Below are 11,824 nucleotides of genomic sequence, written 5' to 3' on the forward strand. Positions count from 1 at the left end.
CGCCGGCGAAGAAGAGGTACATGTTGGTGCCGTCGCCGATCAGGGTCTGGTCGATCGGGCCGGTGCCGGAGTTGGCGATGCTGCCGGTGAACAGTGCTTGGGGTGCGGACCAGCCGTTGGCGTTGGTGGGGTCGCTGGATGTGCGGTAGATGAAGGGCCATGCGCCCCATTGGTAGGCGAGGACCCAGGTGTTCTTGGGTGCGAAGTAGAACAGGGTCGGTGCGACGGTGCCTTGGCTCATCCCGTTCTGGCTGGCCGATGCCATGTCGGACCAGTTGGTGAAGGGTGTGAAGTTCATCGAGCCGTACGAGGAGCCTGACACGTTGGATGCGTAGACGAGGTGTTTGCCGTTGTAGACGACGTTGGTGAAGTCCTTGAGCGACACCCAGCCGTGCTGCGGCGAGGCCAGGGCACCCGACGACGTCCAGCGATACGTCGAGGGCAGGGAGCACGACGGCGAGCTGCTCGGGCTGCTCGACGGGCTGGCGGGGCTACTCGGTGAGCTGCTGGGACTGCCCGGCGGGCTGCTCGCGGGCCGGCTGGGCGTGCTCGACGGACTGCTGACCGGCCCGTTGCAGGCGGTGCCGTTGAGGGCGAAGTCGGTGGGCACCGGGTTCGAGCCCGCCCAGGAGCCGTTGAATCCGAGGGTGACGCTGCCGTTCGTGGGGATCGCGGGGTTGTAGCTGACGTTGGTCACCGCCACCTGCGCGCCGGACTGGGTGACCGTGCCGTTCCACAGCTGGGTGACCGTCTGGCCGGCGCCGAACGACCAGGTGAGCCGCCAACCGTTGACGGCGTCACCGAGATTGGTGATGACGAGGTTGGCGGTGAAGCCACCCTGCCAGGAACTGGCGACGGTGTAGTCGACGCGGCAGCCGGCGGCCGCCTGGGCGGCGGTGGCGGTCAGCACCGCGGTGGCTCCGGCCGCCGTGAGGCCGGCCGTACAGGCGACCACCGCCAGCGACCGAAAGCGGGCAAACTTCATCGGATCCTCCAGGGAGTACGGGGTGGTCCGGTCGGGCGGGCGGCCACCCGGTGCGATCTGTCGTCCCGCTACGTCCCCGCCCGGCGGGGAGTGACGGCCATCCGGCGGGCATACGGGACCTGACCGGAAGGTGAAGCGGAACGTCGGAATAGGGATAGCCGAATGTTATCGCTAACATCGCCGTCAGCAAGAGGCTCGGCTCTCGCTGAGGCCGTCAGGCCGTGGGCGTTCGCTGCCCGACGTCGACAGAATGAGCGGAAAGCCCAGGTGGAGATAGTCCTCCGGCCATTGCCGAGTCGCGGCACGACGAGCGCGGGCCGTCCACCAACCTGGAAACTTTCGTGCCGTCAGGCTTGCCTGTCCACGTGCGACCCCGCAGCGATGTTGCCGTGAAAGCGCGTATCGTCCCAGGTGAAGTCACTTGTGAACAACACTGGTGGCGAGGTCGTCGTCGACGCCGCGAGCATATTTCACCAGAATGCGATGAAGCATCCGATGTGAACGCTCACTATGTGCGGTGTGGACATGCCGGATCAGGCTCACCGGCCCGGCGAGGCGCGCACGCCGCGGACGGCAGCGGCGGCGCGCATGTAGTGGAATCTAGACCTCGTCCACGGAGCCGGCTCGCTATATCCGACCCACAAGATGCCGCAAATATGTGTTATGCGGCAGGGCTTTCGGTAGGCCACCGCGGTGGTCACGGGCATACGACGAAAAGCAGCTCGGTGCCGGGTGAACCAGGCGGTCTGCCCCGCGCCCCCCAGATCAAGCCGGGCACCAGGTCCAGGGGGCGAACACCGGCGGATCGGCTCGGAGCTGAGTTCGGGCGATGCTGCGTCCCAGGTTCCATTCGAACCAGCCGTCCGGCGTACCGTCGGCCAGCTTCCTGTTGACGGTGGTCAGTACGCAGGACCGGTACGGCGACGGCAGGGTCTGCAACGCGGGTACCGCGTCCGACGACAGGGTCCGCAGATATCCGAGGTCGATCCGGCCGGTGACGTGGAACTGGGCGATGTTCTGCCGGGCGATGAAGGCGTCGGGGTTGAGCGCGGCCAGGCCGAGGAGCGCGGCGACCGCGGCGGCCAGGGCGGCTTGGGGGATCCACCGTCCCCGCAGCCGGATGCCGGCGATCAGGATGAGGACGAACACCGCGCCGAGCCACAGTTCGCAGGTGGTCACCAGCAGCCGCTGCCGGGTGAACCCGTACGCGTGCTCGTACGCGGCCATCCGGGACAGGGCCGACGCCACGATGACGAGCGCCAGCGCCGACAGCAGACCCAGCAGCGTACGCAGCAGCACCCGGTCGGTCCTGGTCGTCCGCGGGGCGAACCGGGCGGCGGCGCCGGCGACGAGCAGTGTGAGACCGGTGACGGCGAGCAGTTGCCAGAAGCCGCTGCGCGCGTACTGGGAGTAGGTCAGCCCGGCCGTTTCGAGCACGTGGCGTTCGGCTCCGAACAGGATCGTCGCTTCGACGGCGACGAAGCCCGCGAACAGGGTGACGAGGCCGGCGACCGGCAGGGCCCATTCGACCCGGCGTACCAGCCTCGACGGTGGTGTCGCCGTGGGTACGGCCGCGTCGGTCAGCAGGTGGTGGGCCGCGGTCGCGGTGGCCGCGGCGGCGAGCGCGGCCGACAGCAGGCACCGCAGCAGCGTGGCCGCGTCCAGGTTCGACATCAGCGTGGACAGGACCTGGGCGAAGGCCGCGTCGGCGTGCGTCAGCAGGGAACCGAACACGAGCAGCAGAACCACGGTGACCAGGCCCGCGACGGTTGTCCGCAGCACCGTCGTCCGGTCGCTGCCGAGCGCCTCGGCCCCGTTGCCGGCCAGCCAGCGCGAGGCCCCAGGGAGCCGGGCGAGCACCCGCAGCGGCGCCAGCGCCACGCTGCCGGCCGACCGGCCGCCGGCCAGGGCGACGCAGCCGACGACGACGGCGGTCAGGACACAGAGGACGAACAGCCATCCCGCCGCGCGTACCGTCCCGACGGCGATCAGCAGGGCCGCGGCCACGGCCCAGCCGTAGCGGACCATCCTGCGGACCGGCCAGGCCTGATCGACGGGACCGCCACGGACCGCTGCCGCCCAGACTCCCGCGGCGATGACCAGCGCCGTCAGCAGCCAGCCCACGCCCGGACGATGCCACGACAGCGCGACGGCCGCGGTGATGGCGGCGGCGGCGGTCACGGCCAGCACCGTACGCGGCCGCGTCCTCGGCGGCTGATCGAGCGGCTGTGGCGGTGTGGTGGAGACGAGGCTGGCGACCGGCACCGACATGGGAGCTGCCTTTCAGACGAGGTCTGCGTGCGCGGCGGCCCTCCCTGCCAGGGGAGGGGGAGGGCCGCCGCGGGATGTTCGCCGTGCACCTTCGGGTGTAGTCCCTTCCCGGTTGTCGCGTGTCGACCGCGCCGGACTGACAATCAACGCCACACAACGCGGGCCCGGACCTCGCGCCACCAGGGTCGCGACGGTGCCGCGCGGGATGTTCGGCAGGCCGGCGACCGACTCCCCCGAGGATCGGGTTGTCTGTTTTCCGGGCGCGCTGGCAGACAACCGCCGGCTCGGCAAGACTCATCGATGCCGCCTGCCGACATCGGCGGCTGTCTTCGTGTTGCCGCGCCGCGAGGGAGGACTCATGCCGCGTCCGGAACGACCGGTGGACCCAGGAGCAGGACCGGCGCAGCAGCTGGCCGTCGCGCTGCGGGAACTGCGGCGATCGGCGGGCAATCCGACCTACCGGGTCCTGGCCAGACGGGCGCACTACTCGGCGGCGACGCTGGCCCAGGCCGCGGCCGGCGAACGGCTGCCCTCCCTGGCCGTCACCCTGGCGTACGCGCGCGCCTGCGACGGCGACGCGGCGGACTGGGCGGTCCGGTGGCGGGCCGCGGCGGCCCAGGTGGACGCCGCCGCGCCGGCTCACGAGGACGCCGATCCCGCCGCGGCGCGGCCCCCGTACCTGGGCCTCGCCTCCTACGGTCCCGAGGACGCGGACCGGTTCTGCGGCCGGGACCGCCTCGTGGCCGCCCTCGTCGACCGCCTGGCGCGCGACCGGTTCGTCGCCGTCGTCGGTGCCTCCGGATCGGGCAAGTCCTCGCTGCTGCGCGCCGGGCTGCTCCCCGCCGTACGCGCCGAGGGCGATCGCTGGTCGACGCTGCTGATCACACCGGGCGCCCACCCGCTGCGGGAGTGCGCGACGGCGCTGGCGGCCCGGTCGGGCGGCGACCCGGACACGCTGGCGGCGGACCTCGCGGCGGACCCCCGCCACCTCGGCCGGGTTCTTTCCGACCTCCCGACCGGCCAGCGTCCGGACGCCCGCCGGCTGCTCGTCGTCGACCAGTTCGAGGAGGTGTTCTCCCTCTGCGAGGACGTGTCCGAACGGGAGGCGTTCATCCGGGCGCTGCTGTCGGCGGCCCTCGCCCCCGACGGGCGTACCTGGGTGGTGATCGGGCTGCGGGCGGACTTCTACGCCCACTGCGTACGCCTGCCGGAGCTGGCCGGCGTCCTGCAGGACGCGCAGCTGCTCGTCGGCCCGATGACGCCGGACGAGCTGTCGGTCGCCATCACCGAACCGGCGGCCCGGGCCGGGCTCATGCTGGAGAAGACGCTGGTGGCCACGGTCGTCGCCGAGGCCGCGTCCCGGCCGGCCGCGCTGCCGTTCGTGTCCCACGCGCTGTGGGAGACGTGGCGCCGGCGGCGCGGCACCGGCCTGTTCCTCGCCGGCTACCAGGCGGCCGGCGGCCTCGACGGCGCGGTCGCCCAGTCGGCCGAGGACGTCTACCGAAGGCTGGACGGCGAGCACCGGCGGGCCGCCCGGCGGATCCTGCTGCGGATGACCGCCCTCGGCGACGGCACCGAGGACACCCGCCGCCGCGTGGCGCGTTCCGAACTCGCCGACGACGCCGTCACCGCCTCGGTGCTGGAACGCCTCGCGGCGGCCCGGCTGGTGACCGTGGGGGACAGCACCGTCGAGATCGCCCACGAGGCGCTCATCCGCGGCTGGCCGACGCTGCGGGACTGGCTCGGCGCGGACCGCCAGTCGCTGCGTATCCACCGCCACCTGACCAGCGCCGCGGACGAATGGACCGAGCACGGCCACGACGACGCGTTCCTCTACCGCGGCGGCCAGCTCGACGACTGGGCCGCCCGGGACACCGAAGCGCTCAACGAGCGGGAACGCGGCTTCCTGGCCGCCAGCACGGCGCGCCAGGCGCGGGAGGACGCCCGTCGCCGCCGGCGGCTGCGGGCCACCGTCGGCGGCCTGGTCGCCGGGCTGGTCACGGTCAGCCTGCTCGCCGTGGTGGCGGTGGCGCAGACGATCACCGCGAACGCCCAGCGCGACCTCGCGATCGCCGTCAGCCTCGCCGCCCAGGCGCGCGTCCTGCTGCCCACCCAGCCGGAGCTGGCGAACCTGCTGGCCCTGGCCGGCCTCGGGTACGCCACGACCGCCCCGACCGTGGCCAGCGCGCAGGCCGCGCTCGCCGCCCCGATGCACGTCGCGCGGCCACTCATCGGGCACTCCGGCGCGGTCACGGCAGTCGCGTACGCGCCCGGCGGCCGGACTGCCGCCACCGGCGGCGACGACGGGACGGTACGCCTGTGGGACACCGCCACCGCGAGCACGGTCACCGTCCTCACCCAGCACGCCGCGGTCACCGCGGTCGCCTTCAACGGCGACGGGAACGTGCTGGCCAGCGGTGGTGCCGACGGCGCGGTCCGGCTCTGGGACACCGGCACCGGCCGGCCCCTGGACGTGCTCGCCGGTAGCAGCTCCGTCCACGCGCTGGCCTTCAGCCCGGACGGGACGGTCATCGCGACGGGTGACGCGGACGGCACCGACCGGCTCTGGGACGTCGCCGGCCGGCGGCTGCTCACCACCCTCACCGGCGACCAGGGCCCCGTGTACGCGGTCGCCTTCGATCCGACCGGGCGATCCCTGGCTGTCGGCGGAGACGACAACACCACGAGGATCTGGGACGTCGCCGGCCGGCGTACCACGGCGATCCTCCGCGGCCACAACGGCGAGGTCTTCGCGGTCGCGTACAGCCCGGACGGGACGACTCTGGTCACCGGATCCGCCGACGGCTCCGCCCGCATCTGGGACACCGGCACGAACAAGACCGTGGCCACCCTCGTCGGCCACACCCGCGTCGTGAGCGCCGTGGCGTACGCGCGGGACGGCCGAACGATCGTCACCGGAAGCTGGGACGGGACGGTGCGGCTGTGGAACGCCGCCACGCACCAGCCCCAGGCGACCCTCACCGGGCACACCGACCAGGTGTTGGCGGCCGCCCTGGCACCGGACGGCCGGACCGTCCTCAGTGGAGGTCGGGACGGCACCGCCCGCCTGTGGGACATGGACACCAGCCGGTCGATCGTCACACTCGAAGGCCACACCGACTACGTCGACGCGACAGCGTTCAGCCCCGATCGGCGAACGGTCGCGACCGGCAGCAGAGACGGGACCGTCCGCCTGTGGGACATGGCCGGGCACGGTCCCGCCGCCGTCCTCGACGCCGATGCCGGCCCCGTGCTGGCGGTGGCGTTCAGCCCCGACGGCGACCTGCTCGCCGCCGGCCACAAGGACGGCAGGATCCGCCTGTGGAACACCCGGACCCATCAGCAGACCGGCATGCTGCCCGGCCACACCGACGGCGTCGCGAGCCTCGGCTTCAGCCCCGACGGCAGGCTGCTGGCCAGCGCGTCGACCGACGCCACCGCCCGGCTGTGGGACCTCGGCACCCAGCGCGCGATCCACGTCCTGACCGGTCACACGGACTGGGTCGACGCGGTCGCGTTCCCTCCCGACGGCCGCACCGTCGCGACCGCGTCCACCGACGGCACCGCCCGCATCTGGGACGTCCGCACCGGCGACACCGTCACGACTCTGACCCCCCGGGCGGGACATCTCACGGCGCTCGCCTTCAGCCCGGACGGCACCGTCCTCGCCACCGGCGCGGAGGACGGAACCGCGCAGCTGTGGGACGTCGCCGCCCAGCGCCGGACCACCGTCCTGTCCGGACACACGGCCGAGGTGACCTCGGTGGCCTTCAGCCCCGACGGGCGCTGGATTGCCACCGGCAGTCGGGACGGCACCACGCGCCTGTGGGATCAGGACGGCGGCCGCGCGATCCTCGAACTCGCCGGGCACACGGCGTGGGTCACCGCCGTGGCCTTCAGCCCCGACGGCACGACCCTGGCCACCACCTCATGGGACCGCACCGCCCGGCTCACGCCGGTTCCCAGCTCCTGGCCCGCCGAACTCTGCCGCCGGGCGGGCCGGAACCTGACCCGTGCCGAATGGGCGTTCTACGTCGGATCCGCGCCGTACCGGCGCCTGTGCGCGCGGCTTCCCTCCGGCCAGGGCGCCGACCCGACCGCGTCCGTCCTCGCCTATCCGGCCCTCGGCTCCGCCGTGCCCTGACTGGGAAGATCTCGGACGGCTACGGGTCCCGCTCGGACGTGGCGAGGCTCTGCAGCACCGGCTCGGGTGATGTCAGAGGTGTACGGCTGATCGGTGGCGGCGGGTCTTCTCGGCGTTTCCGCAGGTCGCCATGTCGCACCAGCGGCGGCGCCCGGCCTTGGAGGTGTCCAGGAACAGCCAGCCGCAGTGCCGGCCGCCGCAGACACGCAGCCGGGGCGACGGCAGTGACTCCAGAAAGCGGACGGCTCTCAACGCGAGGAAATGCTCCGGATAGGCCAAGCCGGAAGCCTCGGCGGTGACGGTCGCCGCCAGCCGGCCGCCGACGTCGGACACGGTGACCGCGGCGGCGGCCGAGCGCCAGCTCCTGGTCAGGCGCGCCGCCGCGTCCGCTGCGCCGCCCGCCGGCGGCGTCAGCAGCTCCCACAGCGTCTCCCGTAGCGCCTTCGCTTCGACGAGCGCCTGGGCGGCCCGCCGGGGATGGGCGACCGCCTCGGCGTCGAGATGGTCGAGCTCGGCGGGCGGCAGTCCGGCCAGGCGCCCCCAGGACACCAGGCGGGCGTACGCGTCGAGCCAGTCGACCGGATCGGTGTCGCGGGCGGTGACGGTGTTGACGAAGTCGAGGACGATGTCGCCGGCCACGAGGTCCCGGGGCTGGAACTGGTGCGCTACCACCTGCATGCCTCCCAGAGTACATCGCCTGCAACCGGTAAAATGGCTTTTAGTGGTAGGCTGCATCCATGATCGAAATCATCACGGCGCCGTCCAGCCTCGGCCTGAGGCCGCTGACTCCCGGTCATGAGCCGGGCGCTTGGCTGGCTCCGCAGGCACTCCTGGACGCCGGGCTCGCCGACCATGTCGGAGCGGGACGGCTCACCGCGCTCGAGCATCCCGCCTATGACTTCGAGGCTCAGCCGCACACCCGGCTACGGAACGGGCGAGGGCTGCGGGCGTACTCGATGATCATCGCGGAGGCGGTGGGCACGGCGCTGGCGGCGGGCCGGTTTCCCCTGGTGATCGGCGGCGATTGCGCGAACCTGTTCGGAAGCCTGGCCGGCGCGCGGCGCGACGGGCGCTGCGGGCTGTTGCACCTGGACGGGCACAACGACTTCTATCACCCGAACAACTATGACACCGCGGCCCGGCTGGGCTCGGCCGCGGGCATGGACCTGGCGCTGGCGACCGGGCGGGGCGAGCCGCTGCTGACCCACTGGCCGAGCATCGGTACGCCGCTCGTGGCGGACGCGGACGTCGTGCAGCTCGGCGACCGGGAGACGGATGTGCCCGGCGAGCAGGACCATTGGGCGACGGTCGAGGACTCCGCGATCGTCTGCTTCACCGCTCAGCAGATGGCCCACCACGGCATCGAGGCCACGGCCGCGCGTACGGTCGACCGGCTGGACGAGCGCGGCCTGGAGCGGGTCTGGCTGCACCTGGACCTCGACATCCTCGACGAGACCGCGATGCCGGCCGTCGATTCCCCGGGCTCGCCGGGCCTCGGCTTCGCCCAGCTGGCCGAGCTGCTCGCGCGCCTGGTCGCGGACGAGCGGGTGATCGGCGCGAACGTCGGCATCTACGACCCGGAGGCGGATCCCGAGCGCCGCTACAGCGGACCGATAGCCGGGGCGCTCGGCCGGGGATTCGCGGCGCGCCGCTGACACCCGCCGACCGTCCCGTTGCCGGGGGACCGCCGGCCCGTAGGCGATCGAAGCCGTGTCGTGCACGACCGGGATCCGGGGGTCATGGAAGACCGCGTGATGCCCGTACACTGGCCGCTCAGCGATCTTGTCTGCGTCCTCTGGGAGGTGCCAAGCCGATGGTCTCCTCGGTCGTCGCGGCCGCCGTCGCCTTCGTCTTCGCCCTGTTCGTGACGCCGCTGGCGGTCCGGGCACTGGTCCGGCTGCGGGCCGGCCAGCCGATCCGAGACATCAATCCGGCCGCCCACCAGGCCAAGCGGGGTACGCCGACCATGGGCGGCCTGGTCTTCACGGTGGGGACCGTGCTGGCGTACGTGGTCGGGCACGTGGTGATGAACTTCCTGCCGAAGTCGCAGATCGTCCCGCCGGGGCCGACGATGACCGGGTTCGTCCTGCTGGGGCTGATGGTGTTCTGCGGCGGCATCGGATTCGTCGACGACTTCCTGAAGGTCACGAAGAAGAACACGGCCGGGCTGAGCGGGCGCTGGAAGCTCGCGCTGCAGCTGCTGGTGGGTCTGGCGTTCGGCGTCGTGGCGCTGCGCTTTCCGAGTACGGCCGGCTGGACGGTGTCCGGTACGCGGCTGTCGTTCGTCCGCGAGATCAGCTGGCTGAACGTCGGGCGGATCGGGGCGGTCGTCGTGTTCATCGCGATCGTCCTGGCGGCGACGAACGCGGTGAACCTGACCGACGGGCTCGACGGCCTGGCCACGGGGACGTCGATCATCGTGCTGATCGCGTACTGGCTGATCTCGTTCTGGCAGTACCAGCACTGGTGCGCCGATCCGGCGGTGCGGTCGGCGTACTGCTACGTGACCCGGGACCCGCTGGAGACCGCGCTGCTCGCGAGCGGGGCCGCCGGGGCGCTGCTCGGCTTCCTGTGGTGGAACACGTCACCGGCGCGGATCATCATGGGCGACACCGGTTCCATGGCCCTGGGCGGGCTCATCGCCGGTCAGGCGATCGCGACCCGGACCGTTCTGCTGCTGCCGGTGATCGCCGCGCTCTTCGTCATCATCACGATGTCGAGGATCATCCAGTACACGTCCTACAAGACGACCGGACGCCGGGTGTTCCGGCTGTCGCCGCTGCACCACCATTTCGAGATGGTCGGCTGGAGCGAGGTCACGATCGTCACCCGGTTCTGGATCATCGCGGGCGCCGGCATCCTCGCCGGGCTGGGCCTGTTCTACGGCGACTTCCTCAGCCACCTGCCCTGACCCGACCGTCCCCGAAGGACCCGGCAGGAGTATCGGACGGCCCATGTCGGTTCGCTGTCCGTCCTGGTGGGGGCGTGGTGCGGGTGGACTACGGTGCCCGTCGTGAGCGACTACTTCGACCTGTTCCTCACGATGGAACTGCGCCCGGACGTACCCGAGGACGTGCTGCACGAGATCCGCTGGCACACGTACCTCGCCGACACGCCGCCGGCCGGGTTTCAGTCGTTCGAGCCCCAGGACTGGTACCTCGACAACCCCTACCCGCTGTTCTCCGGCATCGACGAGAACTACTACTTCGACGGAGCCGACGTCGCCGCCCTGGTACGCACGCGGCAGCGGCTGTACGAAGACCACAGTGTGCGGTGGCAGTTCACCGTGCGCAGCTGCGTACACGAGGACGAGCTCGCCAACGTGTGCGCCTTCGCCGCCTGGCTGGCCGGGTACGCGACCACCCGCGGCTGGATCGGCTACCTGCGCAGCTCGGCCGACGACGAGACCCGCATCCTCACCTACGACGGCGCGGCGATCCACGGGCTCGCTATCCCAGCGCGGCCATCAGTTCCGGAAGAGGCTCGATGACCAGGAGGGTCCCGCCGGTCGGGTCGGCGATGTACGCCGCGTGCCCGATGCCGGCGTCCACCGGCCCGGCGAGCACCCGGCCGCCCAGCTCGGCGGTCCGGGCGACGACCCGGGCGCAGTCGTCGACCTGAAGGATCGTGCGCCAGTGCGGCGGCGTACCCGGCGGGTAGTGCCCGCCGTCCATCATGCTGATCCCGCCGACGACCCGGTTGGTCGAGCGCCACTCGTAGTACTCGTGCTCCTCGGTGGCCGTTCCGGCCTGCTGGGTCCAGCCGAAGACCTTGCCGTAGAACGCGACCGTCCCCGGTGTGTCGCGGGTGACGACCTCGCTCCAGGTCACCGCGCCGGGTTCGTCGACGGCCTGGGCGCCGGCGAACGCGACGCCGGGGGTCGTTCCGCGCTGCCAGCCGCCGAACACCGCGCCGAGCGAGTCGGCGAACACCGCGGAGCGTCCCCGGCCGTCCGGCTCGGTCGCCGGGCGCAGCACGGTGCCGCCGGCTTCGACCACGAGCCGGGACGTGCTGTCGATGTCGTCGGTGGAGATGTGCGTCAGCCAGCCCGGCCGCTGCCCGGGCGCCGTCGTCCCGCCGGGAATCGCGGCGAGGCCGGCCACGGCCAGGTCGCGCAGCAGGAACACGGTGGCACCGTGGTGCGTCGCGGCCGTCCAGCCGAAGAGGCCGGCGTAGAAGTCCGCGGTGGCGGCGACGTCCGTGCTGTGGTGCACCGCCCAGCACGGCGTCGCCGTGGCATAGCCCCGTACGCGCACGTGGTTCTCCTCCCGGCCGGATCTTCCTGGGAGGCACCCTAGAGACCGGGGCGCGGTGTGTTGATCAACCTAAGGGGCACACACCGCCGCGATGCGGCCAAAGGATCTTCGGCCGGTCGAGGCCGGCCTCCGGCTCTTCGCCCGCTGGGCCGATCCGAGCGTCGAGCT

Annotated in this window: 8 protein-coding genes; 4 read left to right on the forward strand and 4 right to left on the reverse strand. The window is 72.2% G+C overall.

What is annotated here, in order from left to right; all coding sequences use genetic code 11:
• The coding region (locus G401_RS47750) for a non-reducing end alpha-L-arabinofuranosidase family hydrolase (protein ID WP_034592840.1) at window positions 1–985 on the reverse strand (985 nt) is incomplete at its 3' end.
• Window positions 986–1,750: 765 nt separating this feature from the next.
• Entirely contained in the window at window positions 1,751–3,256 is a 1,506-nt protein-coding gene (locus G401_RS47755) for a DUF4153 domain-containing protein (protein WP_051367025.1), read from the reverse strand.
• 358 nt (window positions 3,257–3,614) lie between these two features.
• Here G401_RS47755 and G401_RS47760 point away from each other — a divergent pair, with 358 nt between their 5' ends.
• Window positions 3,615–7,400 carry a WD40 repeat domain-containing protein gene (locus tag G401_RS47760; RefSeq protein WP_157546204.1) on the forward strand — a complete coding sequence of 1,262 codons (3,786 nt, stop codon included), beginning with the start codon at window positions 3,615–3,617 and terminating at the stop codon, window positions 7,398–7,400.
• A 72-nt stretch (window positions 7,401–7,472) separates the two neighbouring features.
• Here the strand turns inward: G401_RS47760 and G401_RS0123225 are convergent, their stop codons facing one another.
• A complete protein-coding gene (locus tag G401_RS0123225; protein ID WP_034592797.1) occupies window positions 7,473–8,078 on the reverse strand; it encodes a CGNR zinc finger domain-containing protein in 606 nt (201 codons plus the stop codon).
• A 59-nt stretch (window positions 8,079–8,137) separates the two neighbouring features.
• Here G401_RS0123225 and G401_RS0123230 point away from each other — a divergent pair, with 59 nt between their 5' ends.
• The 3 genes from G401_RS0123230 to G401_RS47765 all read left to right on the forward strand — a co-directional run bounded on the left by G401_RS0123230 (window position 8,138) and on the right by G401_RS47765 (window position 10,890).
• On the forward strand, window positions 8,138–9,055 hold the full coding sequence (locus G401_RS0123230) for an arginase family protein (protein WP_027344389.1): 918 nt from the start codon (window positions 8,138–8,140) through the stop codon (window positions 9,053–9,055).
• Between the two features lie 158 nt (window positions 9,056–9,213).
• Window positions 9,214–10,311 (forward strand): phospho-N-acetylmuramoyl-pentapeptide-transferase, encoded by a 1,098-nt coding sequence (mraY, locus tag G401_RS0123235; RefSeq protein WP_027344390.1) that lies wholly within the window; start codon window positions 9,214–9,216, stop codon window positions 10,309–10,311.
• Between the two features lie 102 nt (window positions 10,312–10,413).
• On the forward strand, window positions 10,414–10,890 hold the full coding sequence (locus G401_RS47765; RefSeq protein WP_064741838.1) for a hypothetical protein: 477 nt from the start codon (window positions 10,414–10,416) through the stop codon (window positions 10,888–10,890).
• Here G401_RS47765 and G401_RS0123245 read toward each other — a convergent pair.
• Window positions 10,850–11,656, reverse strand: a complete 807-nt coding sequence (locus G401_RS0123245) for a VOC family protein (protein WP_027344391.1) — start codon at window positions 11,654–11,656, stop codon at window positions 10,850–10,852. The genes G401_RS47765 and G401_RS0123245 overlap by 41 nt on opposite strands.
• Between the last annotated feature and the right edge of the window lie 168 nt (window positions 11,657–11,824).

This window comes from Hamadaea tsunoensis DSM 44101, from assembly GCF_000428945.1.
Classification (GTDB): domain Bacteria; phylum Actinomycetota; class Actinomycetes; order Mycobacteriales; family Micromonosporaceae; genus Hamadaea; species Hamadaea tsunoensis.

Coding starts and splice junctions, on each gene's coding strand:
- G401_RS47755 (WP_051367025.1), bottom strand. CDS start 3,256: ATGTCGGTGCCGGTCGCCAGCCTCGTCTCCACCACACCGCCACAGCCG.
- G401_RS47760 (WP_157546204.1), top strand. CDS start 3,615: ATGCCGCGTCCGGAACGACCGGTGGACCCAGGAGCAGGACCGGCGCAG.
- G401_RS0123225 (WP_034592797.1), bottom strand. CDS start 8,078: ATGCAGGTGGTAGCGCACCAGTTCCAGCCCCGGGACCTCGTGGCCGGC.
- G401_RS0123230 (WP_027344389.1), top strand. CDS start 8,138: ATGATCGAAATCATCACGGCGCCGTCCAGCCTCGGCCTGAGGCCGCTG.
- mraY (WP_027344390.1), top strand. CDS start 9,214: ATGGTCTCCTCGGTCGTCGCGGCCGCCGTCGCCTTCGTCTTCGCCCTG.